Origin of the sequence: Catenulispora acidiphila DSM 44928, assembly GCF_000024025.1 — a bacterium.
GTDB classification, from domain to species: domain Bacteria; phylum Actinomycetota; class Actinomycetes; order Streptomycetales; family Catenulisporaceae; genus Catenulispora; species Catenulispora acidiphila.
The window spans coordinates 108,817-133,361 of the sequence record NC_013131.1 but is presented as its reverse complement, the minus strand read 5'-3'; the positions used below and the strand labels follow the sequence as shown (position 1 = coordinate 133,361).

Genomic DNA, 24,545 nt, shown 5'->3' with positions numbered 1-24,545 from the left:
CTTAGCTCTTGACGGCGCCGGTCATGACGCCCTTGGTGAAGTAGCGCTGCAGGAAGGGGAAGGCGGCGGCGATCGGCACGATCGCGATGACCACCAGGGCCGAGATCGCCTTCATCGGGGCGATGCCGGTGATGTCCACCCCGGCCTCGGCGTTGGGGTTGTTGCCGGCGATGACGAAGCCGCGCAGCACCGTGGACAGCGGGTTCAGCGAGCCGCCGTTGGTGTAGAGCATCGCCCGGAAGTAGTCGTTCCAGTAGCCGACGGCGTAGTACAGGCCGACCACCGCGATGATCGCCTTGGACAGCGGCAGCACGATGCGGAACAGGGTCCTGAGATCCCCGGCGCCGTCGAGCCGCGCCGCCTCGTACAGCTCCTCCGGGATGCCCTGGAAGAAGCCGCGCATGACGACCAGGTTGAAGACGTTGATCATCACCGGGACGAACAGCGCCGCGAGGTGGTCGAACAGGTGCAGGTCGGTGACCACCAGGAAGCTCGGGATCATCCCGGCGGGGAACAGGAACGTGAACAGGACGGCCAGCAGGATCGGCTTGCCGGCCACCACGTTCGGCCGGGACAGCGCGTAGGCCAGGAAGGTGGTCGAGGCCAGGCTCGCCGCCGTGCCGAGCGCGGTCACCAGGACCGAGACCCACAGCGCGTGGCCGATGGTCCCGCCCTGGAAGACGTTGGTGTACGCGGAGAAGTCCAGCTTGTCCGGCCACAGCGACCAGCCGCCGTTGGCGTTCACCTCGGCGTCGGAGGACACCGACGTGGCGAGCACCAGCCAGAACGGCACAGCTATCAGGGCCAGGATGACCACGACCGCGGCCGCCTTGAGCGCGCTGACCGCCGGTTTCGGCCGGCCCATCCACGCCGGACGCAGGTTCGGGCTCTCGGCACTCACTGGTAGACCCCCTGTTCGCCGAGCTTGTGCGCGACCTTGTTGGCGCCGATCACCAGCACCATCGCCACCACGCCCTTGAGCAGGCCGGCGACCGCCGCGACGGAGAACTGGCCGCTGCCGACGCCGTGGTTGTAGACGTAGGTGTCGATCACCTCCGCCGCGGCCGGCGTGAAGGTGTCGCGCTGCTGCATCACCTGGTCGAAGCCGACCGAGAGGATGTCGCCGACCCGCAGGATCAGCAGCAGGACCAGGACCGGGCGGATCGAGGGCAGCGTGACGTGCCAGGTGCGGCGGGCCCAGCCGGCGCCGTCGAGCGAGACCGCCTCGTAGAGCGAGTCGTCGACCTGGTAGAGCGCGGCCAGGAAGATGATCGTGCCCCAGCCGCAGTCCTTCCAGACCAGCTCGATCAGCATCATCGGCTTGAACCACGCCGGGTCCCGGAAGACGTTGACCACGACGTGGTGGCTGTCGTGGGTCAGGAAGCTGTTGACCATCCCGGACGGCCCGAGCACCTGCACGAACAGCCCGACCACGACCACCCACGAGATGAAGTGCGGCAGGTAGACGAAGCTGACCACCAGCTTGCGGACCCAGTTCCGGGTCAGGCTGAACAGGAACATCGCCAGCGCCAGCGGCACCGGGAAGAAGAACATCAGCTGGACCAAGGCCAGCTCGAAGGTGTTGCGGACCGCGTGCCAGAAGTCGGGGTCGGCGAACAGGGTCGAGAACTGCTGGAAGCCAACCCAGGCGCTGTCCTTGATGCCGACGAAGGGCACGTAGTCCTTGAAGGCGATGATGTTCCCGAGCTGCGCCAGGTACTGGAAGACGCCGAAGTAGAGCACGCCCGGAAGCATCATCAGCAGCAGGACTTTGTCCCGCCGGAAGCGCGCCCAGCGGGTGCCGGCGCGGGGCTTCGCCGCGGCTGGCGCGGCGGCTGCGGCGGCCGTTGCGGCCATGCGGTACCTCCCTCGGTTCGCGAGCGTCGGTGCTCGGGCGCCCCGATTTCTTCGGTGCGATGGGACGCGAACCTAAAACGGTTACTGTCTCGCGTCAAGGGGGCGATGGCGACGTGGCTGACTCGTGATCTCGGTTGATGCCCGCACCTGGCGCCTTGACCGTGGACTTTGCGACCCCTACAGTCCCGATATTACGAAACCGGTTACATGACTGACGTCTCGGCAAGCGCCGAGCGGGCATACCTGTACCGGCAGAACGTTGCCCTGACAGGAAGGGGACCCCATGGCCGGCCGCGCCGCCGCGTTACTCGCCATGCGTCCGGACGTCGCGCAAGCTGCGTTCCCGGCCGCGCTGCGCACCCGGCTCGACGCCGTCGTCGAGATCGACCACGGGCTGGTCGTGACCGACTTCGCCGAGCCGCGCGCCCGGTGGGCACTGGCCGGCGCGGAGGTCCTGCTGACCGGCTGGGGCTGTCCGCCGCTGGACGCCGAGGCGCTGGACGCGGCACCGAACCTGCGCGCGGTGATCCACGCCGCCGGCTCGGTGAAACACCACCTGAGCCCGGACTTCTGGACGCGCGGGATCCTCGCGTCCTCGGCCGCGGACGCCAACGCCTATCCGGTCGCGCAGTTCACGCTCAGCGTGATCCTGTTGGCCGGAAAGCGGATGTTCACGATGGCGCGGCACTACGCCGAGGGCACTTACAAGCCGCCGTCGACCTCGCAGCGCTTCGGCAACGTCGGCCGCACGGTCGGGGTGGTCGGCGCGTCGCGCATCGGCCGCCTGGTGCTGCCGATGCTGGCGCGCGAGGGCTTCGAGGTGCTGCTCGCCGATCCGACGCTGAGCGCCGCCGAGGCCGCGGCGCTGATGCCCGCGCCGTGGGCGGTGGAGCTCGTCGAGCTCGACGAGCTGCTGCGCCGCAGCGATGTCGTGACGCTGCACGCGCCGTCGCTGCCGGAGACCCACCACCTGCTCGACGACCGGCGCCTGGGCCTGATGCGCGACGGATCAGTACTCGTCAACACCGCGCGCGGCGCCTTGATCGACACCGAGGCACTGGTGCGGTGCTGCGCCGCCGGCCGGATCGACGCGTTCCTCGACGTCACCGATCCCGACGAGCCGCTGCCGCCGGGGCACCCGCTGTTCCTGCTGCCGAACGTGGTGGTGACACCGCATCTGGCCGGAGCGATGGGAAGCGAGATCGCCCTGCTCGGCGCCTACGCGGTCGCCGACGTCGAGCGGTACGCCGCGGGACTTCCGCTGCTCGGCGGGGTCCATCAGGATGACCTCGCACGGATCGCGTAGCGGGCTCGGGACTCACGGCTCGGAACCCAGGGGAGACATGAGCACTTCACGCGTTTTGGTGATCGGCATCGACGGCACACGCCTGGACTTCCTGGACGCCGAGCCGACCCCGAACATCGACCGGGTAGCAGGCGAAGGCTTCCTCGCCACGGTCTGGGTCGAGGACGGCACCCCGACCGTGTCAGGACCCTGCTGGGCCACCGCCGTCACCGGCACCACGATCGAGCGACACCACATCGGCAGCAACGATTTCGCCGGCCACCGCCTCGCCGAACACCCCGACTTCCTGACCGTACTGACCCGCGACTTCGGCCTGCACACCTACCTCGCCGTCGGCGCCTGGCCACCCCTGGCCACCCCCGCCGACCACGGCCCGATGTTCGCCGCACCCTCCCGCCTGACCTTCGCCACCTTCGGCCAGTCAGCCCAAGCCTGCGACCAAGGCGACGAAACCATCACCCGCGACGCCGAACGCATCCTGGCCACCGAGAACATCCACGCGGCATTCGTCTACCTCGGCGCCAACGACGCCACCGCCCACGACCAAGGCTGCGGCGACCTCTATCGCACCGCCATCCGCCGCACCGACGCCCGCACAGGACGCCTCCTGGCAGCCGTGGCATCCCGCCCCGACCGAGCAACCGAAAACTGGACCTTCATCCTCCTCACCGACCACGGCCACCTCCCCGAAGGCGGCCACGGCGGCACCACCACCCCCGAACGCACCGCATGGATCGCCGCCTGCGGCCCCGGCATCCAAGCCGGCGCCGACTACGGCACCCTGCGGCATGTGGACGTCGCCGCACACGTGTACGCGGCGCTGGGCGTCGAGCCGGAAATCGTGCTGGATGGAAAGGCTTTCCAGACCATGCATTGATCCGGCGTCGGCCGGTGCTCTTAGGGAACGGGAGCACATCGCCGAGCACATCGCTGAGGGGGGACCGATGCGAGCGGACGAGGACGGCCATGACGCCGAGTTCCACGCATTCATGGTCGGCCGCTGGCCGTCGCTGGTCCGGTTCGCCTACGGCCTGACCGGCGACCACGGCCACGCCGAGGACCTGGCGCAGGCCGCGCTGGCGAAGGCGCTCGTGTCGTGGTCCCGGGTCCGCCGCGCGGACGATCCGGATGCTTATGTCCGCCGCATTCTGATCAACCTCAACCGCCGGCGGTTCCGCAGACGCCGCGTGGAGGAGCACGTCGGCGGCGAGGCGCCGGAACCGGCCGCCCCCGACAGCACAGACCAGCTCGACCAGCGCGCGACGCTGATCCCGGCGCTGATGGAGCTGCCGCCCGGCCAGCGCGCGGTCGTCATCCTGCGGTACTGGGACGGCCTGACCGAGACGCAGACGGCGGCGATTCTGGGCTGCTCGGTCGGCAACGTGCGCAGCCAGGCTTCCCGCGCGCTGGCTCGCCTGCGCACCAATCCGCGGCTGCACGATGGGAGCGCGTCATGACGGACGACGAACTGGCTCTGCAGCGTGATCTCGACGAGGAGCTGAACCGGCTCCAGCCCCGCCCGGTCCCGACCGAAGCGGTCTACGGCCGCGCGCGGGAGTTGCGGCGCACGCGGCGCATGTGGGCGGCTGGAGTGCTGGCGACGGCAGCGGTGGTGGGGACGAGCCTGCCGATCTTGGGCTCGATGGGGTTGCGGCAGAACGCGGCCGGTGGCGGGCAGGCCGTCACGGTGAACACGCCTCACACCGACAAAAAGGGGCGGTACGTGTTCTCCGGGAGCGAGGAGGGCAAGCGCTGGAGCACCACCGTCGCTCCCGGCGACTGCCCGTCCTCGGGCAGCTTCAATTTGAATGTGGCCTGCAACGCGTCGTCTGGCAGCGATCCGGCAGAGCTCTCCTACGCGGCACCGGCTGGTCTGCCGACGACGTACGCGATCTACTTCCGCTCGGACATCGCGCGGATCGACATGACGCTGAGCGACGGCGGACAGGCGACGTTGGTGCCGGGAATCGTGCGCGGGAATCGGGTCGCCTTGGTAGTGATACCGCCGAAGATTGAGATCACCCGGGTCGACGTCTTCGCGGCGGACGGAAGTCCGGTCGGATTCTCTATCCCGTTCCAGGCTGATGGCATGGCGCACCTCGCGATGTGGTACCAACCCGGCCAGACCCCCACCCAACCGGAAGCCTCCGGGACGATCACCGGCATCACTCAGAAGGGTGAGCACGCGTCGGTCGGCGTCCGGATCGGACCGTTCGGGATCTGCTACACCGTCGCGCAGCGGTCCACGCCTGGCGCGGTACCCATCACGAATTGCCGGCCGTTCAGCGCGGCGGCATCCGATGACGTGCCTCCCAACCCTCCGGACTGGGTCGCGCTGGGCGGGCTGGTGGACGACCGGGTCGACCATGTGGACTTCGCGCTGACCACCGGCACGATCCGCGTTCAGACCGTGCGCATCGGCGCCTACTCCTTCGCGGTGGGCTTCGCCGACTACAGCTTCACGTCGCTGGGCGAGACCGCCTACGACGCCTCCGGCCACGTCATCGACCGCGAGCAGACGCCGAGCAAGTCGTAAGGTCCGCCAAGCTGAGGTCGAGCGATCGCAGCTACTTCGCGATCTTGGCTATGTCGACAACCTGTCCCGGCGGCGGCGGATTCAGCGTCACCGGGGTGTTGTAGTCCATGAAGTCCAGGGTTCCGCCGCCGGGGGGCAGTACGCGTTCCAGGAAGGGCTGCCCGTCGATGGCCACGTATACGCGGGTGTCCTTGGAGCCGGACAGGACGATGGACTTGGTGCCGCGGATGTCCTTCTGGCCGTCTTTGCCGAGGGAGCCGATGCCCTGCATGATCTGCGCGAGCAGCTGGCGTGGGTCGGTCAGGGAGGCGAAGGTCTGGTACTGCGCGTCGGTCGGGCCGATGTGCAGGTAGTTGATCTGCATCGCGGTGACGGCGATGCTGTTGTCCGAGGAGCTCTGGCCCGCGCTCGGGGTGCCCGTGGTGGACGTGCCCGCGCTCGAAGAGCCTGCGGCGGACGGCGACTTCGAGGACGACCCCGAGGCCGACCCCGACGTTGACGGCGCGCTCGGCGCGCTAGGCGCCGGGGCGGAGGCCGTGCCGAGCCGCGACAGCACGGAGCGGTAGAAGGCCTCGTCGCCCTTGACGTAGACGTCCGGTCCGACGCGCAGCAGCTCCAGGACCTCGGTGCCGATGGTCACCGTGCCGGAGGCGCCCTTGTCCTTCTCCAGGCGCAGGTCCAGGGCGACGGGCTGGTTGCCGGAGGTGAACTGGCCCTGGATGTGCACGCTGGTGGCGTTCAGCACGGCGCCTTCGGCGGTGGCGACGATGGAGCCGGCGCCCTTCTTCGCCACGCCGTTGGTGCCGGTGGAGCCGCAGCCGGCCAGCGCCGCCACGGCTGCGATCGCCACAGCGCCTGCTCGGACGGCGGTTCCTCGGGACGTGCGCACGACTCTCCCGTCGATCGGTGACGCCACGAGACTAGACGGTCGGCCGACACGGTGGGGACGGAGTAGCTTCAGTCGGCCGCCTCGGGTCCGGAACCGGTAGCCTGATCACATCATCGGACCTGGGACGTCGCGCGGTCGGCGGCGTTTCGACCGGCCCGTGAGGCAGCACACTCATCTTGACCACCAGCGGCCGCCCTCCCCGGCGCCGGCCGCGCAGACGACGATGCGGAGGTTGACGTGAGGGCCCTGTCCCGGGTGTACGTCTCCCACCTCGCCGGCCGGTCCGTGTTCGACGCGGACGGCGAGCCGGTGGGCCGCATCCGCGACATCGTGGTCAGCATGGGCGCCGGCGACGCCGCGCCCCGGGTGCTCGGCCTGGTCCTGGAGATGCAGATGCACGGCCGGCGGCGGGTCTTCCTGCCGATCGGCCGGGTCACCTCGATCGAGAGCAACCAGGTGGTCTCCACCGGCCTGGTGAACATGCGGCATTTCCAGCAGCGGCCCGGCGAGACGCTGGTCCTCACCGAGCTGCTGGACCGCCGGGTGACGCTGAAGGCCACCGGCGAGACCGCGACCGTGCGCGACGTCGCCTTCGAGCCCGAGCGCGCCGGCAAGGAGATGGCCCTCACCAAGCTGTTCGTCCAGAAGGCGGCCAAGACCACGGGGCTCCGGCGGCGCGGGGAGTCGCTGACCGTGGACTGGGACGCCGTCGAGGGCCTGGAGGTCTCCGGCGCGCAGGGCGCCGCCGAGCTGGTCGCGGCGCTGGACAAGCTGCACGCCGCCGACCTGGCGCACGTCATGCACGAGCTGTCGCCCCGGCGGCGCGGGGAGGTCGCCGCGGCGCTGGACGACGAGCGCCTCGCCGACGTCATGGAGGAGCTGCCCGAGGACGACCAGGTGGAGATCCTGGGCGAACTGGAGTCGGAGCGCGCCGCCGACGTGCTGGAGGCGATGGACCCCGACGACGCCGCCGACCTGCTCGGCGAGCTGAGCGCGGACGAGGCCGAGCGGCTGCTGGCGCTGATGGAACCGCAGGACGCGAACCCGGTGCGGCGGCTGCTGTCCTACCGCGAGGACACCGCCGGCGGTCTGATGAACTCCGACCCGATCATCCTGCTGCCGAACGCGACCGTCGCCGAGGCGCTGGCGCTGGTCCGGGACGAGGAGCGGACGCCGGCGAACGCCTCGCTGGTGTTCGTCACCCGCGCGCCGACGGAGACCCCGACCGGCCGCTACCTGGGCGCCGTGCACATCCAGCGGCTGCTGCGCGAGCCGCCGATGGCGCTGGTGTCGGCGGCGGTGGACGTCGAGCTGGAGCCGCTGGCGCCGGACACGATGCTGAACGAGGTCACGGCGTACATGGCGACCTACAACCTGGTCGCCGTGCCGGTGGTGGACGCCGACGACCGGCTGCTGGGCGCCGTCACCGTCGACGACGTGCTGGACCACCTGCTGCCGGACGACTGGCGGCTGCGGCCTCCGGGCAGCCACCCGCACGACGAGCTGCCGCCGGAGGCGCGCGAGGTCGTGGAGCTGTTGGAGGGGCAGGACGCCGCGGACGGGGCGCCCAGCCCAATCCGCACCGGGCCGGGGGAGGGATAGATGGCACGCGAATACATCCCGCCGCGGCTGGACCAGCCGCGCGGCCGCCGGCAGGTCTCGCTGAAGCCGTCGTTCGACCCGGACGCCTTCGGCCGGGTCTCGGAGACCATCGCGCGCTTCTTCGGCACCGCGCGGTACCTGTTCATCCAGTCCCTGATCGTCGTGATCTGGATCGCCCTGAACATCCTGGTGGTCACCAAGGCGATCCGCTGGGACCCCTACCCCTTCATCCTGCTGAACCTGGCGTTCTCCACGCAGGCCGCGTATGCCGCGCCGCTGATCCTGCTGGCGCAGAACCGGCAGGCCGAGCGGGACAAGGTGCAGATCGCCGAGGACAAGGCCCGCGAGGAGCTGTCGTTCGCGACGATGGAGTACCTGACCCGGGAGATCGCCTCGCTGCGGATGGCGGTCGGCGAGGTCGCGACCCGGGACTACGTGCGCGGCGAACTCCAGTCCCTGCTCAAGGAACTGGACGAGCGCGGCCGGGATTACTCCGGGGAGTAGCTTCTCCCCTGGTGACGCCGATAGCCCTGTAGGCGCCGATAGTCCTGGCGCTCCTGCCACGCGCTACTGCTGGATGAACTCCAGCCGGTTGCCGTGCGGGTCGAAGGTATGCAGGCGGCGCTTGTCCGGGATGGTCTGGTCCCAGGCGACCTCGTGCCCGGCCGCGGTGAGCGCGGCGGCCAGCTCGTCGATGTCAGTCACCAGGATCGCCGGATGCGCCTTGCGGGCCGGGATGAACGGCTCTTCGACGCCGGTATGGATCTCCAGGCCGCCGGCGGCGAACCAGCAGCCGCCGCGCGCGGCCAGGACCGGCGGCTTGGGCAGCTCGGTCATGCCCAGGACGCCGACATAGTAGGCGCGTGAGACGTCCTCGGCGCCCTTCGGAACGGCGACCTGTGCGTGATGCAGTGCTGCGAGCATCGTCTTTCTCCCCTCAGAGGTGCTCTGTTGATCCGTTTTTCCCAGCGCCACTCAGACCGTCCGGCCGATGGCGAAGATCCGCCGGTACGGCAGCAGCTGCACGCTGTGCCCGCCGAGTTCGCGGACCGGGTAGGCGGCGCGGGCCAGGGTGTCGTATTCGGACACGAAGTCGGCGGCGTCGGACTCGCTCAGTGCCTTGATCGCCGGACGCAGCGCACTGCCGCGCACGAACTCCGTCACGCCGCAGGGCACCGACGGGTCCGGGTCAGCCGGGACCAGGTAGGTGTACGTGGTCTCCCACACGTCCGGCTCCAGCCCGGACTCGGCCAGCTTCTCCAGGTAGACCGCCGGGTCGTGGGACGCGGGCTTCTGCAGGTCGTCCGGGACGCGGCCGGCCCACCGGCGCTTCATCTCGGCGAGGGCCAGGTGCGAGGGCGCCTCGAAGTTGCCGGGGACCTGGAAGCCGAGCACGCCGCCGGGGGCGAGCTGCGCGGCCAGGTCCGGGAGCAGGTCCAGGTGGTCCGGGACCCACTGGAGCACGGCGTTGGCCAGCAGGACGTCCACCTTGCCGTCTGCGCGCCACTGGCGCAGGTCGCCGAGCTCGAACTCGACCTGTCCGGGAATCGCCTGCTCCTGAGCTGCCTCGATCATCGCCGGAGAGGAGTCGACGCCCACGATCCGGGCGCCGGGCCACCAGTCGACCAACAGCGCGGTCCCGTTGCCCGGGCCGCAGCCCAGGTCGACGACGGTGTGCACGTCGCCGTCCGCGTCGAGCTGGGTGACCAGGTCCAGGAAGGGGCGGAGGCGGTCGTTCTCGAACCGCAGGTACTGCTGGGCGTTCCAGATGTCGTCGGCCATGACGCCTCCTGGTGGATCGGTGGTGATCGGGGGATCGGCTGGGCACAAAGTATCTCGATGTCGAGATACTTAGAGTCTGCCCGGTCAAGAATCTCGATGTCAAGATGCTCGGTGCCGACCTTCCCGCTAGGCTGGTGTCTCGGATCATCGGCGAGGAGAAGGTACGCGGTGGAGACGCCACACACACAGGGCCTGGACGCCGCGACTCCCGCCGACAACGGCGCCCCCGCCCCGGCCGCCCCAGCCGCCTCAGACCCGCAGGCCTGCCGCGACGAGGTGGACCGCCTGGTCGAAGCCTGGCGGCACGAGCGCCCCGACCTGGACGTGGCGCCGCTGGAAGTCCTCTCCCGGGTCTCCCGCCTGGCCCGACACCTCGACCGCGCACGCCGCACCGCCTTCGCCGAGCACGACCTGGAGCCGTGGGAGTTCGACGTGCTCTCCGCGCTGCGCCGCGCAGGCGCGCCGTATCAGCTCACTCCCAGCAAACTGCTGACGCAGACCCTGGTCACCAGCGGCACGATGACCAACCGCATCGACCGGCTCGCGGCCAAGGACCTGGTCAAGCGCCTCCCCGATCCTGGCGACCGGCGCGGGGTGCTGGTGCAGCTGTCGGACACCGGCCGCGAGCGCGTGGACGGCGCCTTCGAAGGGCTGCTGGCGCAGGAGCGCGAGCTGCTCGGCGGGCTTTCCGCCGGCGACCGCACGACGCTCGCCGCGCTGCTGCGGACCCTGGTCCTGCCCTTCGACAACTGACACCGGCGCGCTTACGACACGACACCGGCGCACTCCCGGCGCATTCCCGCGCGACACCGGCTCGATTTCGACCTGATTCCGGCGTGATTCCAGGCGAAACCGGGCTCTTCTCCGCCTATGGTCCGGCGGCGCTTTCCCCGCCGTCCGAAAGGGATTCCCTCCCCCTACCCCTGATGTCTACCTGCCAGTAGCATCCAGATGTTCGCCGCCGCACCTCTGTGCGATGAAGCCTCTGACGGCGGCGCGATCTCCATGGGAGGGGACCCGAAAGCATGCACGTTCCCAAACTCGGTCTGCGCAAGGCCGCCGCGCTCGCGGCCGCCGCGCTGTGCGGCCTGGCGGTGAGCGCCGGCCCGGCGAGCGCGTCCGACGGCTGGAAGCACCAGCCGTACGACTACTACCTCGCCCTCGGCGACTCGCTCGGCGCCGGCTGGCAGCCGAACGCGGTGACCGGCCAGGGCTACATCAGCGGCCACGGCTACGCCGACGACATCGCCGCCTCGCTCAAGCTCCAGGGCGGCAAGTACGTGAACCTGGCGTGCCCCGGCGAGACCACGGGCTCGATGATCCACGGCGGCTGCCCCTACCCGGAGCCGTACAAGAACCAGCTCGACGCCGCCGCCTCGTTCCTGAAGGCGCACAAGGGCGACCGGGTCCTGGTGACCCTGGACATCGGCGCGAACGACGTCGACGGCTGCGCCAGCGCCACCGGCCTGGACATCCAGTGCGGCCTGACCGGGATCCAGCAGACCTCGCAGGACCTGCCGGTGATCCTCAGGACACTGCGCGCGGCGGCGGGGCACAAGACGGAGTTCGTCGGGTCGACGTACTACAACCCGTTCCTGGCCTCGTGGCTCACCGGGTCCGCGGGCCAGAGCAACGCCAAGCTGTCCGCGGCGTTCCTGAACCTGTTCAACGCGGTGTTCGCGATCGAGTACCCGCTGAACGGGGTGCGCGTCGCCGACGTCAGCGCGGCCTTCTCCAGCAACGACTTCGTCCACCAGGTGACGCTGCAGCCCGGCGTCACCGTGCCGCTGAACGTGGCGCGCATCTGCCAGTGGACGTGGATGTGCGCGCCGGCGCCGGTCGGGCCCAACATCCACGCGAACGACGCGGGTTACACGGTGATGGCGAAGGCCTTCGAAGCAGTCATCTGACATACCTCGCTCCTCAACGACGCAGGTCAGCCGGGGTCACCTCACTGCGAGGTCGACCCCGGCCGTGTTTGTGCGGCAGGATGAGCCGGTGCGCGGTCCACTCATGAGTTCGACAGGACACGCCGGATTGCGCGTCGAGACACCGGATCTGCGGCTGTTGTGCGATCCGTGGGTGTCACCGGGCGGAGCGTTCCTCGGGTCGCGGTTTCCGTTCCCGGACAATAGCCATCTGCGCGCGGTTCCCAGGCTGCTGGAGGCCGAATGGGTCGCGGTGTCGAGCGCGCAGGCGGACCACATGGATGTGGAGTTCCTGTCCGGGCTCGATGAGAGCGTCCGGGTGGTCATCCCCGCCTATCCCTCGTCTGTTCTCCATGACCGGTTGAGCGCGGCCGGAGTGAAGAACATCGTCGAGGTCGAAGGCTGGCAGCGTGTGCCGCTCACCGATCGCGGCGACTGGCTGACGGTCGTTCCCGAGCAGTCGCCGATGGCGCATCGGGCGGCGTTCCTCGTCGTCGCCGATGGGGTTTCGGTCCTGCACTGCAATGACGCCCGGCTGTCTTTGTCGCAGACGCGGCGGGCGATGATCGAGGTCGGCGGACCGCTGGATCTGCTGGCGCTGGACGCTTCCGAGGAGCGGTTCAGAGCGGTGAAGCGGTTGGTGCGCGCTGTGAAGCCGCGCTTGGTGATGCCGTATGGCGGACCGGGATGCTTCCTGGATCCGGAGCTTATGGAGCACAACGCCGTTGTCGCGCCTGGCGAACTCCCCGCAGAGACGTTGACGCTGCTCCCTGGGGACAGCGTTCGTATAACACCGACGAGCTATGAGTGCGTAAGAGATCCGCACTGGGAGGGGTTCGCTTATAGCGACTCCGTCGCTGTTGCGAATCACCTGGAGACCTACGCAGCCTCGCGTGCGCAGGAGATCGCCGATGTCTGGGAGGCGTATCCCGATCCTGATGCGGGTTCAGGACTGGAAGATCGGTTCGCGGAGCACTTTGTGCGCCTTGGACGGATGAGTCCGTACTTCTTGGAGCGGATCGCCATGACGGTCCGGTTCAAGGTCGCGGGTGCTGACGGCGGGGTGTGGGACGTACACCTCGGCACCACTGATGAGACTGCGCAGTACACGTTCAGGGTGGAAGCTCGGTGGTTGGAAGCTGTTCTCGGTGGAGAGATCCGCTGGGAGGATCTACTCCTGTCGCGACGCATCCATGTGGAGCACGCTCCGGAAGCCGACGGCTCTTACTTGTTCGGTCTCCTTATGCACGCGGACGCGGATGCGTTGCAGGCTATAGAGGACTACGACAAACGCGACCCGGACTCCACCGTCACCCTGACGTCCGGCGACCGGACCTTCGAGGTGACGCGCTACTGTCCCCACTCCGGCGAAGACCTCGCAGAGGGTGCGGTGATAGACGAGGCGCCGGAAGGTCTTGTTCTGCGCTGCTTGGCGCACAACTTTGACTTCTCACTCACCACTGGACTGTGTCTGAACGCTCGGTGCGAGCCCATCGTGGTGGCGGCGCCTGTCTAAGGCTCTCTGTGCGCCTCAATGTGCCTTAAGCAGGCGCGGTCTCTTTCGCAGGCGCCGGGTCGGTCAGGTAGCCGAGACCACCTGTAGAAGCTGTTCGTCCAGACCGCATGAAGAACGTAGCTGCCAGCGCGATGAAGCCGGCTATCGCACACGCTATGAAGATCTGCGTATAGGCAGTGTCGGTGAAGACTCCCGCGCGCTCCGTTACTCCGGTCTTCGGATCGGGAGTACCTGCGAGAACGGTCTGTCCGGCCACAATCAGCCTCACAGGGTGCGCCGCCTGGAAGGCCGCCGCTATAGCGGTTCCCACAGCAGTGCCTATGGAGTTGGACACTCCGAGCATGCCCGCTGTGATTCCCTGTTGCTCCGGTGGAGAGGCTTCCACGAGCAGGTTCGGTGTCGTCGCGTAGTACGCGCCGAATCCGACACCGAAGACGATGCCGACCAGTGCCAGCGTCAGTGCGCCGTGATGCGCGGCGGCGTATATACCGCTGGTGGCGGCGAACGTGAGCATCCCGATCAGCAACGGCTTACGTGCGCCGATCTTGCCTGACAACTGCCCGGACGCCGCCCCGGAGAACATCGACACCGACGAGCCCCACACCTGGACGTGGAACGCCAGGCCCAACAACGTGAACCCGAGCCCGTACCCGATGTCGCCGAGCACCTTCACCGGGATCTGGTTCGGCTGCACCAGTCCCTTGAAGCGCGCCGCGGCGCCCTGCTGGGTCATCGCGATGAGGCCGTCGTGACTTGGCGTGGACACCATGTAGGGAATGGAAAAAGCCTGGATGCCGACCACGATCGCGGCGAAGAAGGCGATGAACAGCACCACCGAGACCTTCGGCGAGAACAGCAGCCGCAGGTCGATGATCGGTTGGCTGACCCTCCGTTCCAGGAGGACGAACCCCGCCATGAGCACCACGCCGAGGAGCAGGTAGCCCAGGTAGAGCGGGTCGGACCACCCGACGTTCGCGCCGTTGGACACGTACAGCAGCGCGAACCCGACGCCGCCGGCCAGCAGCAGGGCGCCGAACGGGTCCAGCTTCTGGCGGGCGCGGAACTTGGTCTCCGGGCACACCAGGAACAGCAGCGGCAGCGTGACGAGCGTGTAGATCACCAGGAACCAGAACAGCGCCTTGTAACTCCAGCCGGCGGTGTCTGTCAGCACGCCGGAGAGCATGATCCCGCCGACCCCGGACACCCCGAGCCCGGTGGACACCAGCCCGATCGCCAGCGGCACGTACTTGCGCGGGATCAGGTCCCTGATCAGCCCGTAGGCGACGGTGGCCGCCGCGATGGCGACCGCCTGGAACGCCCGCCCGATCAGGAACATGGTCCAGTTGCTGGTGGTGGCGCAGATCAGCGACCCGATCAAGAAGGAGATCCCGACCGCCAGCAGCATGTTCCGCTTGCCGTACAAGTCGGACAGCTTGCCCAGGATCGGCGTCGCCGCCCCGCCGACCAGCCCGAAGATGATCGTCATCCACGCGATGTTGCTGCCCACGCCGGGGAAGCTGCGCCCGATCAGCTGCGCCGCCGGCGAGACCATCGTGTACTGCAAGGGCGCGACCTCGGCGAAGAGCACGACGACCACGATGACGGAGAAGATGCGCGCACGGGAGGCACCGTCGAGGCGCCCCGTGTCGTTCTCAGGCGGAGGTGCGGCCGCTGTGCTCGTATCGGTCATGGCGCGTCCTTGAGATCTCGGGGAGATGTCTGATCGGCCTGCGAACTTGAGCTGTGAGGAGGCTCACAGCCCGCGTTCGGGGCACCATGACACTGAGACCTTCAAGTCGCAAGAGTTATCGAGTGAGGGTTCTACCCCTCGCGCGACCAGTCTCCTGACACACCGCCGGATTTCGCCTCGACCTGCACCCGGGTCAGCACCGCGGCCGGGTCGACGGCCTTGACCATGTCGATGACGGTGAGTCCGGCGACCGCCACCGCGGTCAGCGCTTCCATCTCGACGCCGGTGCGGTCCGCGGTCTTCACGGTCGCGGCGATGGCGACGCCGGAGTCCTCGACCTCCAGCGCCACCTTCACTCCGCTAATGGCGATCGGGTGGCAGAGCGGGACCAGGTCGGGGGTCTTCTTCGCGCCCATGATCCCGGCGATGCGCGCGACCGACAGGGCGTCGCCCTTGGGCATGCCCTCGCCGCGCAGCAGCTCCACCACCTTCGGCGAGACCTCCACGAAGCCGGTCGCCCGCGCCTGGCGTGCGGAGACCGGCTTCGCCGTGACGTCGACCATGCGCGCGTCGCCGGTGGAGTCGATGTGGGTCAGGCGGTCGGACTTGCCGCCGGGCGCCTCGGCGACGCCGGAGGTCTCGACGGTGCCGGAGGTCTCCGAGCTCATCGGGGACCGCCCTCCATCACGATCACCTCGACGTCGTCGCCGTCGACGACCTCGGTCACGTACTCGGGCACCACTATCAACGCGTTCGCCAGCGCCAGGTCGCCGACCAGGTGCGAGCCGTGGCCGCCGACCGGCCGGACGCTCAGCCCGTGCGGGTCGTAGATCCCGCGCGCGAACTGGCGCTTGCCGCTCGGCGAGGTGAAGGCGCCGAAGCAGGTCGCGGTCACGGTCTCGCGCGGGCCGGTCTCGATGCCCATCATCTTCTCGATCGCCGGGCGGATGTAGATCTCGAAGGACACGTAGGCCGAGACCGGGTTGCCCGGCAGCGTGAAGATCGGGATCCGGTCCTCGCCGACCGTGCCGAAGCCCTGCGGCATCCCCGGCTGCATCGCGACCTTGGTGAACTCCACGGTGCCCAGTGTGGAGAGCACCTCCTTCACCACGTCGTAGGCGCCGACCGAGACCCCGCCGGTGGTGACCACCATGTCGGCGCGGATCAGCTGGTCCTCGATCGCGTCGAGCACACCCTGCGGGTCGTCGCCGATGATGCCGACCCGGATGCCGGTCGCGCCCATGGCGTTCACCGCGGCGGTCAGCGCCGGGCCGTTGCCGTCGTTGATCTGGCCCGGGCCCAGCGGCGTGCCGGGCTCGACCAGCTCCGAGCCGGTGGACAGCACCACAACCCGCGGGTGCGGGTGCACCGGGGCGTGGACCTGGCCGATCGCGGCGAGCAGGCCGATCTGGCGCGGGCCGAGGCGGGTGCCGGCCTTGAGCACCACGTCGCCGGCCGCCACGTCCGAACCGAGGACGCGGATGTGCTCGTCGCGCTCCGGGACCCGGGTGATACGCACGCTCTCCGTGCCGCCGTCGGTCCACTCCACCGGCACGACCGCTTCGGCGCCGTGCGGCACCATCGCGCCGGTCATGATCCGCAGGCACGTCCCCGGCTCCAGGATGCCCTCGTGGACCGAGCCGGCCGCGACGTCGCCGAGCACCCGCAGCTCCGCCGGGCTGTCCTCGGCGGCGCCCTCCAGGTCGGCCAGCCGCACCGCGTAGCCGTCCACCGAGGAGTTGTCGAACGGCGGCAGCGAGATCGCCGAGACGACGTCCTCGGCGAGCACCAGCCCGTTCACATCGGTGATCGGGAGTTCCATCGGGGCGAGGAGTTGCACAGTGTCGAGGACCGTCTTGAGGTGGTCGTCGACACTGCGCATCCTCGCGTTCTCGGAATCGGACATGCGTCCATCATCCCTTATGCCGCTGACGTGCTCAGTCGTGGAAGCCCGCGCGCACATAGGACGACAGCCAGTCACGGAATTCCCCACCGAGGTCGGGACGGTCGACCGCGAGCTGCACGACGGTCTTCAAGTAGTCGATCGGGTTACCGGTGTCGTACCGGCGCCCGGTGAACACCACACCGTGGACCGGTCCGCCGATGTCCGGGTCGCCTGCCAGGGTCCGCAGCGCGTCGGTCAGCTGGATCTCCCCGCCGCGTCCCGGAGCGGTCTCGCGCAGGACGCCCATGACGGCGGGGTCCAGCACATAGCGGCCGATCACCGCGAGGTTCGACGGAGCCTGCGCGACTGAGGGCTTCTCCACCAGATCGGTGATCTGGATCAGGCTGGTGTGATCGTGGCCCAGGTCTGGTCCGTCCACCGCTGGCTTCACCGCGGCGCAGCCGTACATGTGGATCTGCTCTTCGGGAACCTCGATCAGGCCGACCACGGAACCGCCGTAGCGCTGCCGGACGGCGATCATGGCCGGCAGCAGCGGGTCGCGCTCGTCGATGAAGTCGTCGCCGAGCAGAACGGCGAACGGCTCGCCGTGCACATAGGACTCGGCCTTCAGGACGGCGTGGCCCAGACCCTTGGGGTCGCCCTGCCGGACATAGTGGACGTTTGCCATCTCCGCGGACGCCCGGACCTGCTGCAGCCGGACTTTGTCGCCCTTGGCCTCCAGCGCCTCCTCGAGCTCCGCGGCGCGGTCGAAGTGGTCTTCCAACGGCCGCTTGTTGCGGCCGGTCACCATGAGGATGTCGGTCAGCCCCGCGGTCACGGCCTCCTCGACGACGTACTGGATCGTCGGCTTGTCGATGACCGGGAGCATCTCCTTGGGTGTCGCCTTGGTCGCCGGCAGGAATCTGGTGCCCAGACCCGCCGATGGGATGACTGCTTTGCGAACCTCCACCATGAATCGGGACGCTATCAGGTGATGCGCCAACTTCCATGAGAGTCTCGTTTAGCTGCCATGAGTTGTTCATCAGCGACGCGCAACAGCGTCGCGGCGTGCGTCCCGTGATCGGGGAAGATCACACCGCCGACGGAGATCGTCAGCTGGAACGGGCCTTGTTCGGAGTCTGTGTCCGGACCTGCGTCGAAGGTGAGTTTGCGGACGGCGTAACAGAGCCGCTCGGCCACCTTCGCGGCGGTGTCGGCGTTGGTGCCCGGCAGGATGAGGACGAACTCCTCGCCGCCGTATCTGGCGAAAGTGTCGGCGTGTCGCACTTCCAGCGCCAAACGCTGCGCCAGCTCGCGGAGAACGGCGGAGCCGCGCTGGTGTCCGTATCCGGCGTTGACCCGGCGGAAGTCGTCGACGTCGATCATCAGCAGCGCGCCGCCTATCCCGGTGGCCCGAGCGGCCTCGAGTTCCCGGCCCAGCGCGCCCTGCAGATAGCGGTAGTTCCACACTCCGGTCAGCGGATCGAGCGCCGACAGCCGCTCCAGGTCCTCACGGCCCTGCTCCAGCCCGGTCACCTCGCTGGCGGCCTGAGCCAGGGCCGTGCGAGTGGTCTCCTCCAGGTGCTCCAGCCGCCGGCGCAGGGCCAGGTTCATGCCGGCCAAGGCGACCGCGGCCGCCGCCAGCAACACCAAGACCACCGCCGTGAGAGACATCGGTGGGGCTCCTCTCCCGGCCTGGCATTCTTGAGCACAGCATGACGAATCAATTCAACGAGCCGGGCCTTGCCAAGGGCACGATCCGGTCACGGTTGCTGGCCGCTCGGCGCGCGTACGCCCCCGAGCTGCGCGCAGCGTGGGCCGCGACGGCGTGCGAAGTGCTGGTGGGACAGATGAGCGGGGCGGACGTGGTCGCCGCCTACGCCTCCTTCGGCACCGAGCCGGACACCGGCCCGTTGCTGGCGGAATTGCGCGGGCGGGGTATCCGCGTCCTGTTACCTATTCTAGAGAATGACATGGACCTGTCGTGGGGGCGGTACTCAGGCCCTGATTCACTCGTTCGAAGGATCCCTCCGGGCGGCTCCGCCCCCGGACCGATCCCCGAGCCCGCCGAGTCGCTGGGTCTGGACGCGGTGTTGTCAGCCTCCTGGATCGTGGTCCCCGCCCTGGCCGTCTCGCCCGCCGGGATCCGCATGGGACGCGGCGGCGGCAGCTACGACCGGGTGCTGACCAGGATCGAGGCGTCCCCGCGCGGTGCGCGCCCCCGGGTCGCGGCCCTGCTCTACCCCGGCGAGCTCGGCGTGGACATCCCGGTCGAGCCGCACGATCGCGCCGTCGACATGGCGGTCGCCGGGGAAAGCGTTCGCCACTGGGACGAATCTCCCGGCGGGGTTCTCTCGCGCTGAGGGGACCGCTAGTGGCAGACTCGGCGCTTAAAGAACGTCAGGGTTCGGCAGAGCGGTTGGTACCTCACATGCGACGTCAGCCGGGGACCGGGGAACAGCTCCCGCACGCCCGGCCGCAGCCCTCCGCCGAGCTCGTCCCGGCGAACAGCACCCAGACCTCGGCGATCTCGGTGCTGGAGGCTCTGCCCGACCCCGTGGTGGTGCTGAACCACCGGGGACAGATCACCGGCTGGAACCCCGCCGCCGAGGAGCTCTTCGGCTGGTACGGGGAAGAGGTGCTGGGCCGGCCGTGGACCGAGTTCGTGGTCGCCGACGGCACCAACGGCAACGCTCTGTCACACCTGGACTCCATCGGGTCGACCGTCCAGCGCGGCGGGACCTGGGAGGGCTCCTTCCCGATCACCACGCGCAACGGCGACTCGCTGCTGGCCCGGGTGCGCGCCGCGCCGATGATGTCCGGCGGCATGATCACCGGCACCGTGGTGACCGCGATCGACCTGTTCGGCTCCGACGCCAGCCGCGACGACCAGCAGCGCGCCGCCGCACGGGCCGCTGTGCGCGCCGCGGTGCTGTCGCGCGCGGGGATGCAGCTGGGGACCTCGCTGGACACCGGACGGACGCTCGCCGCGCTGGCGGAGATCTTGGTTCCGGCGTTCGCCGACACCTGTGTCGTGGACCTGCTGGATGAGAACGGCGTCGCGCAGCGCCTGGTGACGGTGCACAGTACGGACACTGCTCCGTGTCCTCCTATGCGTTCGGGTACGGAGATCCACTACCCGGCGCGCCATCCTTGTGACCGCGCGCTGCGGACCGGACGTCCGGTTCTCATTCAGGGCGCACCGCGAGTCAAGGCGCTGGACCAGGACGAGGAGTGCGACCGCAAGTCGCTCCTGCTGGACGCGAAGTCACTGATCGCTGTTCCGCTCCTGGCGCCTAGCGGAGTGCGCGGAGTCCTCGCCATCGCGCTTACCGAGGACGCCGACCCGACGCCCCGGTACGACACGGCGGACCTGGAGCTTGTCGAGGAGCTGGCGGCGCGGGCCGGGCTGGCCCTGGAGAACGCGGCCATGTTCGACCGGCAGCGGACTCTGGCGCTGGCGTTGCAGAAGTCGCTCCTGCCGACCGACTTGCCGCTCCCTGACGGCGTCTCCATCCGCGTGGGCTATGCCCCGGGTGCCGCCTCTGAAGTCAGCGGTGACTTGTATGACGTCGTCGAGCTGTCCGCCGGACGGATCGGCGTGGTCATCGGGGACGTGCAGGGACGCGGTGCGCACGCCGCCGCTGTGATGGGACAGTTGCGCGCCGCCTTGCGTGCCTACGCAGTGCTGGATGTGCAGCCCGGACAGTTGCTGTCGTATCTGGACGAGTTGGTCCGCGGGCTGAACGAGGAGATCCTCGTCACCTGTGTATATGCCATCTATGACCCCTTCACCCGGCGCTGCGCTCTAGCGAACGCCGGACACCCGCCGCCCTTGTTGGCTTCCGCGCACGGGACTTATCCGATGGAGGTCCCGCCGGACGTCCCGTTGGGCATCGGTCCGCTGGGTCCCGGCGGCGGCAAGGGTGCCGTGCAGTTCGAGGACCACATCTTCAGCATCCCTCCTGGGGACGTACTGGTGATGTACACGGACGGGGTCGTGGAGCGGCGCGACCAGTCGGTGGACACCGGTGTCCGCACACTGTGTCTGGCCATCGAGCGCGTGGTGCGCGAGCCTCGGGCGATCTGCCGGGCGGCTCTGCGGGCCGCCGGTAGCGAGGCGCACGACGACCAGGCTGTGCTCGCCATGGCGACCTCGACTGTCGACCTCCCGCTGTCGCGTCTGGCGCTGCCGGCGCGTCCGGAGGCGGCGTTCGCCGCCCGGCACCACACCCGGGCCGTGCTGCGCGAGTGGGGTCTGAGCGAGCACGCGGAGCTGGCCGAGCTGCTGGTCTCCGAGCTGATCACGAACGCGGTGCGGCACGCGAGCGGTCCGCGGCCGACTCCGTGGTCCTTCTCCGACTCCGACCAGTACTCCGATCCCGAGCCGCCGCCCATGGCCGAGGACATGATGGAGCTGGCGGCCGTCCGGGAGTACGCCGACCACCTCGGCGCCCTGGACGAGGAGAACGAGTTGGACCTGCTCGCCGAGCCCGGCTTGCTGGACGAGCTGGGGATGCTGGACGGCACCCTGGCCGCGCCCGGCGGTTCGCGGCGGCTGGACCTGGTGCTGCGGCGCGGGCTGCGGGCGCTGTGGATCGAGGTGCACGACCCGGACGTGCGGCTGCCCCGCATCCGGCAGGCCGCGGAAACAGATGAGGGCGGCCGCGGGTTGTATCTGGTGGACGCGCTGTCGGCGCGGTGGGGCGCGCGGCCCACCGATGCGGGCAAGTTCGTCTGGTTCGAGATCCCGCTGTTCTGACCTACTGTTCTTGCTGGGATCGCGGCCTGTCCGACCGGTCCGAGGGGTGAGGTGTGTCACAGTACTGCCCCACCGCATTGGACAGTGCCCGCGCCGATCCCGCAGAATTGGCAGTCTGGCGGCCAGAGTGCCAGGTCGATGAAGGAGTTTGCCCGTGCCGACTTACCAGTACCAGTGCAAAGACTGCGGTGAGGCGCTGGAGGTCGTGCAGAAGTTCACGGACGACGCGCTGACCGTGTGCCCGAACTGCCAGGGCGACCTGCGCAAGGTCTTCTCCGCCGTGGGCATCGTGTTCAAGGGCAGCGGTTTCTACCGCACCGACAGCCGGTCGTCGTCGAGTTCGTCGACGCCGCCGGGGTCGTCCTCGAACGGCTCGTCCGGGTCGGGTTCCGGTTCGAGTTCCGACTCCGGCTCCGGCTCTGGCTCTGGCTCTTCGGGGTCGGGGAGTTCGAGCGGGTCGGGCGGTTCCAGCGGCTCGGGCAGCTCAGGCGGCTCCTCCAAGGGCGGCTCGTCGTCCTCCTCGTCGAGCACGTCGTCCTCGTCCTCGTCAAGCTCGGGCTCTTCGTCGTCCACAAAGAGCTGACGCCGACCCGGTTGTCCACCGCGTTATCCACAGAACCACCCCAGTTATCCACAGGCCGCGCCGCGACCGGTGGACAGGCTTGAGCACCCTCTCGGATCATTGCTCTCCGAAGCGTTCCGACTACGCGAGGGGGAGCAATGCCCACTGCCACCACCGCCCGCCCGAAGCTCGCCGCCCGGCTGTCCGGCCGCCGCCACACCTCCCGCACCCGGCGGCTGCGCGTCATCGGCGCCGCCGGCTTCGCCGGGGTCTCGATGGCTCTGCTGACCGCGGAGCACTCCGTCCCGCCAGCGCGCCGTCCGCCCCGGTTCGCCGCGGAATCCCTGATGAGCGGCCTGGTCGCGGTCCCGGTGCGGTTCGCCGACGCCGGCAGCACCGGCTACCTGCGCCCGGGCGACCGGATCGACGTGCTGGCCGCGCACGACGCCGGTCCGGACGGGCCGCCGGGTCCGCCGGAGGCCTCCTCCGGCCCGATCCCCGGCCTCGGCGCCGACCCGCCACGGGGTGAGACCGCGGTCGCCGTCGACGTCTCAGTCCTCGAGATCGCGCACTCCGCGGACCCCGGTTCGCTCACCCGCGCCGCCCCGGACGACGGCGGTCTGGTGTTCCTGGCTGTGGACAACGCGACCGCCGCCCGGCTGGCCCGGGCCGCCGTCGCGGACCGCCTGAGCTACGCGCTGCGCCATGGCTGAGCCCGGCCTTGCCCCACCCGGGGAAGAAACCTACCCTGCGGATCATCATGGACATTTACGAAGCGCTCTACACCACCCGGGCCATGCGCCGGGTCAAGCCCGACCCGATCCCGGAGTCCGTCCAGGCCCGCATCCTGGACGCCGCGATCCGCGCGCCCTCCGGCGGCAACGGGCAGAACTGGCGGTTCCTGCTCCTCGACGACCCCGAGAAGAAGAAGCTCCTCGGCCCGCTCTACCGCGACGCCCTCGACCAGCTCTACACGACGGTCTACGCCCCGATGCTGGCCGCGATCGCCGCCGACCCGGACAGCCCCGAGTCGCGCCAGATGGCGAAGGTCACGAAGTCCTCCCGGTGGCTCGGCGAGAACTTCGAGCAGGTCCCGCTGTTCCTGTTCGCGTTCGTCCAGCGCGACCGCTCCGGCGGCTCGATCTTCCCGGCGGTCTGGAACGCGCAGCTGGCCGCCCGCGCCCAAGGCGTCGGCAGCGCGCTGACCTCGATCCTCGGCGGCTTCCATGACCAAGAGGTCAAGGAGATCCTCGGCGTGCCGGCCGAGGAGAAGTGGACCCAGTCCTGCTGCGTGTCCTTCGGCTACCCGACCGGCCGCTGGGGCGTCGCCCCGCGCCGTCCCGCGCACGAGGTCGCGTACCGGAACGGCTGGGGCGAGCCGGTGGGCTTCACCGTCGACGAGCCGCTGTGGCAGCCCTCCCCCGAGTCCTGAGGGACTAGTGTCCCGCGCCGGAAACCCGTTGCCTAAGAACAAACGTGAGGAGACATCACAAGGTGATGAAAATCGGCTTCAGGGGCGGGCCTGGCAAGTCGGATGACCTGCCTCGACCTGGTTGGTCGTGGCTGGTCAGCTTGGCCGCGCAGCGGTCAGGGCACCGGCGCCGCGAGGGTCGCTCCTGGAGTCGATTTTCGCAGCGGATCTCCGGCGCGGGACACTAGCCCAGGGCCTTCTCCTGGATCAGGTCTGTCAGAGCTCTGACGGCGTCCGTCTTGGCCGGCGACTCGGTCGCGTCCCGCAGCTCCGTGAGCCGGTCCAGGACGTCGTGTACGTCGGTGTCGGGGGAGGCGGCCTCGTCGAGGTCCACCACGACCACCGCGTCGGTGTCGGCGTACTGGACCCGGCCGCCCTTCAGGACGACGAGGGTCTTGCTGCCGCCGGCGGTCTTGCGCGGAGCACTCTTGCGCTTCGGCTTGGCCGCCGTCTTCTTCTCGTCCTTGTCTTCCTTCTCTTCCTTCTCGTCTCTGTCCCCGCTGGTCTCACCGGCGTCGGCAGCAGGCTCTTTGCCCTCGTCCCCGTCGGCGGCAGGCTCTCCGGTCTCGCCGGCTCCGCCTCCCGGCTCCGTCTCGGCAGCGGTTACCGCCGGCATTTCCTCCTGGCGCGGTTCGGCGTCCTGCTGCTGCGGGATGTCAACGGCTTCCCCGGGTCCTTCCTGTTCCTGGTTCTGCGGCATCGCCGGGGAAGACATCGGGGGCACGGTCATGGCGTTCATGACGGCTTCAACGATCGACC

At 69.3% G+C, this 24,545-nt stretch carries 25 protein-coding genes and 1 pseudogene; 14 read left to right on the top strand and 12 right to left on the bottom strand.

The features are described 5' to 3' along the window. Position 1 precedes the first annotated feature (1 nt). Positions 2-901: a carbohydrate ABC transporter permease gene (locus CACI_RS00650; RefSeq protein WP_012784379.1), complete on the bottom strand. Its 900-nt coding sequence runs from the start codon at positions 899-901 to the stop codon at positions 2-4. Next, positions 898-1,857 carry an ABC transporter permease gene (locus CACI_RS00645; protein ID WP_012784378.1) on the bottom strand — a complete coding sequence of 320 codons (960 nt, stop codon included), beginning with the start codon at positions 1,855-1,857 and terminating at the stop codon, positions 898-900. The genes CACI_RS00650 and CACI_RS00645 overlap by 4 nt, the downstream gene beginning before the upstream one ends. A 283-nt stretch (positions 1,858-2,140) precedes the next feature. On the opposite strand from CACI_RS00645, the gene CACI_RS00640 reads away from it, so the two are divergent. The 4 genes from CACI_RS00640 (at position 2,141) to CACI_RS00625 (ending at position 5,699) form a co-directional block, all read left to right on the top strand. After that, entirely contained in the window at positions 2,141-3,163 is a 1,023-nt protein-coding gene (locus tag CACI_RS00640; protein WP_012784377.1) for a hydroxyacid dehydrogenase, read from the top strand. Between the two features lie 37 nt (positions 3,164-3,200). After that, positions 3,201-4,040 (top strand): alkaline phosphatase family protein, encoded by an 840-nt coding sequence (locus CACI_RS53400; protein ID WP_012784376.1) that lies wholly within the window; start codon positions 3,201-3,203, stop codon positions 4,038-4,040. A gap of 67 nt (positions 4,041-4,107) precedes the next feature. Next, a complete protein-coding gene (locus CACI_RS00630) occupies positions 4,108-4,620 on the top strand; it encodes a SigE family RNA polymerase sigma factor (RefSeq protein ID WP_012784375.1) in 513 nt (170 codons plus the stop codon). Further along, positions 4,617-5,699, top strand: a complete 1,083-nt coding sequence (locus tag CACI_RS00625; protein ID WP_012784374.1) for a hypothetical protein — start codon at positions 4,617-4,619, stop codon at positions 5,697-5,699. Before CACI_RS00630 ends, CACI_RS00625 begins: the two co-directional genes overlap by 4 nt. Before the next feature lie 31 nt (positions 5,700-5,730). Here the strand turns inward: CACI_RS00625 and CACI_RS44860 are convergent, their stop codons facing one another. Continuing rightward, on the bottom strand, positions 5,731-6,549 hold the full coding sequence (locus tag CACI_RS44860; protein WP_012784373.1) for a hypothetical protein: 819 nt from the start codon (positions 6,547-6,549) through the stop codon (positions 5,731-5,733). Between the two features lie 276 nt (positions 6,550-6,825). Between CACI_RS44860 and CACI_RS00615 the strand changes: the two genes are divergently transcribed. Together CACI_RS00615 and CACI_RS00610 are read left to right on the top strand one after the other, a co-directional pair. Next, positions 6,826-8,190 (top strand): magnesium transporter MgtE N-terminal domain-containing protein, encoded by a 1,365-nt coding sequence (locus tag CACI_RS00615; RefSeq protein WP_012784372.1) that lies wholly within the window; start codon positions 6,826-6,828, stop codon positions 8,188-8,190. Then, positions 8,191-8,694 (top strand): DUF1003 domain-containing protein, encoded by a 504-nt coding sequence (locus CACI_RS00610; RefSeq protein ID WP_012784371.1) that lies wholly within the window; start codon positions 8,191-8,193, stop codon positions 8,692-8,694. A 63-nt stretch (positions 8,695-8,757) separates the two neighbouring features. On the opposite strand, the gene CACI_RS00605 is transcribed toward CACI_RS00610, so the two are convergent. Further along, entirely contained in the window at positions 8,758-9,114 is a 357-nt protein-coding gene (locus CACI_RS00605) for a VOC family protein (protein WP_012784370.1), read from the bottom strand. Between the two features lie 51 nt (positions 9,115-9,165). Continuing rightward, the gene (locus CACI_RS00600) at positions 9,166-9,972 is read right to left on the bottom strand and encodes a methyltransferase domain-containing protein (RefSeq protein WP_012784369.1); all 807 of its coding nucleotides are present in this window, start codon (positions 9,970-9,972) and stop codon (positions 9,166-9,168) included. A gap of 276 nt (positions 9,973-10,248) precedes the next feature. Between CACI_RS00600 and CACI_RS00595 the strand changes: the two genes are divergently transcribed. The 3 genes from CACI_RS00595 (at position 10,249) to CACI_RS00585 (ending at position 13,416) form a co-directional block, all read left to right on the top strand. Further along, entirely contained in the window at positions 10,249-10,725 is a 477-nt protein-coding gene (locus tag CACI_RS00595) for a MarR family winged helix-turn-helix transcriptional regulator (protein ID WP_041540894.1), read from the top strand. Positions 10,726-10,997: 272 nt separating this feature from the next. After that, on the top strand, positions 10,998-11,882 hold the full coding sequence (locus CACI_RS00590; protein ID WP_012784367.1) for an SGNH/GDSL hydrolase family protein: 885 nt from the start codon (positions 10,998-11,000) through the stop codon (positions 11,880-11,882). Between the two features lie 103 nt (positions 11,883-11,985). Further along, the gene (locus CACI_RS00585; RefSeq protein ID WP_223297709.1) at positions 11,986-13,416 is read left to right on the top strand and encodes an MBL fold metallo-hydrolase; all 1,431 of its coding nucleotides are present in this window, start codon (positions 11,986-11,988) and stop codon (positions 13,414-13,416) included. A 25-nt stretch (positions 13,417-13,441) separates the two neighbouring features. On the opposite strand, the gene CACI_RS00580 is transcribed toward CACI_RS00585, so the two are convergent. The 5 genes from CACI_RS00580 to CACI_RS00560 form a co-directional block, all read right to left on the bottom strand. Continuing rightward, a complete protein-coding gene (locus CACI_RS00580) occupies positions 13,442-15,106 on the bottom strand; it encodes an MFS transporter (RefSeq protein WP_012784365.1) in 1,665 nt (554 codons plus the stop codon). A 131-nt stretch (positions 15,107-15,237) separates the two neighbouring features. Further along, on the bottom strand, positions 15,238-15,774 hold the full coding sequence (moaC, locus tag CACI_RS00575; RefSeq protein ID WP_012784364.1) for a cyclic pyranopterin monophosphate synthase MoaC: 537 nt from the start codon (positions 15,772-15,774) through the stop codon (positions 15,238-15,240). After that, entirely contained in the window at positions 15,771-17,012 is a 1,242-nt protein-coding gene (gene glp, locus CACI_RS00570; RefSeq protein WP_012784363.1) for a molybdotransferase-like divisome protein Glp, read from the bottom strand. The genes moaC and glp overlap by 4 nt, the downstream gene beginning before the upstream one ends. 31 nt (positions 17,013-17,043) lie before the next feature. Next, positions 17,044-17,964, bottom strand: coding sequence for a UTP--glucose-1-phosphate uridylyltransferase (locus CACI_RS00565; RefSeq protein WP_012784362.1), 921 nt, complete (start codon positions 17,962-17,964; stop codon positions 17,044-17,046). Between the two features lie 14 nt (positions 17,965-17,978). Further along, positions 17,979-18,665, bottom strand: coding sequence for a GGDEF domain-containing protein (locus CACI_RS00560; protein WP_012784361.1), 687 nt, complete (start codon positions 18,663-18,665; stop codon positions 17,979-17,981). A gap of 41 nt (positions 18,666-18,706) precedes the next feature. Between CACI_RS00560 and CACI_RS00555 the strand changes: the two genes are divergently transcribed. The 3 genes and pseudogenes from CACI_RS00555 to CACI_RS53800 all read left to right on the top strand — a co-directional run. Beyond that, positions 18,707-19,354, top strand: a complete 648-nt coding sequence (locus CACI_RS00555; RefSeq protein ID WP_012784360.1) for a 5-formyltetrahydrofolate cyclo-ligase — start codon at positions 18,707-18,709, stop codon at positions 19,352-19,354. Between the two features lie 68 nt (positions 19,355-19,422). Beyond that, a complete protein-coding gene (locus CACI_RS00550; RefSeq protein WP_012784359.1) occupies positions 19,423-21,753 on the top strand; it encodes an ATP-binding SpoIIE family protein phosphatase in 2,331 nt (776 codons plus the stop codon). Between the two features lie 154 nt (positions 21,754-21,907). Then, positions 21,908-22,048 (top strand): annotated as a pseudogene (locus CACI_RS53800) (FmdB family zinc ribbon protein); the annotation flags it as partial. Positions 22,049-22,062: 14 nt separating this feature from the next. On the opposite strand, the gene CACI_RS51905 reads toward CACI_RS53800, so the two are convergent. Beyond that, a complete protein-coding gene (locus CACI_RS51905) occupies positions 22,063-22,326 on the bottom strand; it encodes a hypothetical protein (RefSeq protein ID WP_049871416.1) in 264 nt (87 codons plus the stop codon). A 147-nt stretch (positions 22,327-22,473) separates the two neighbouring features. Here CACI_RS51905 and CACI_RS44855 point away from each other — a divergent pair, with 147 nt between their 5' ends. Both CACI_RS44855 and CACI_RS00535 read left to right on the top strand, forming a co-directional pair. Further along, positions 22,474-23,028, top strand: coding sequence for an RcpC/CpaB family pilus assembly protein (locus CACI_RS44855; RefSeq protein WP_012784357.1), 555 nt, complete (start codon positions 22,474-22,476; stop codon positions 23,026-23,028). 47 nt (positions 23,029-23,075) lie between these two features. Then, positions 23,076-23,747, top strand: coding sequence for a nitroreductase family protein (locus tag CACI_RS00535; RefSeq protein WP_012784356.1), 672 nt, complete (start codon positions 23,076-23,078; stop codon positions 23,745-23,747). Between the two features lie 223 nt (positions 23,748-23,970). Here the strand turns inward: CACI_RS00535 and CACI_RS00530 are convergent, their stop codons facing one another. Beyond that, positions 23,971-24,525, bottom strand: coding sequence for a hypothetical protein (locus CACI_RS00530; protein WP_012784355.1), 555 nt, complete (start codon positions 24,523-24,525; stop codon positions 23,971-23,973). Positions 24,526-24,545: the final 20 nt, after the last annotated feature.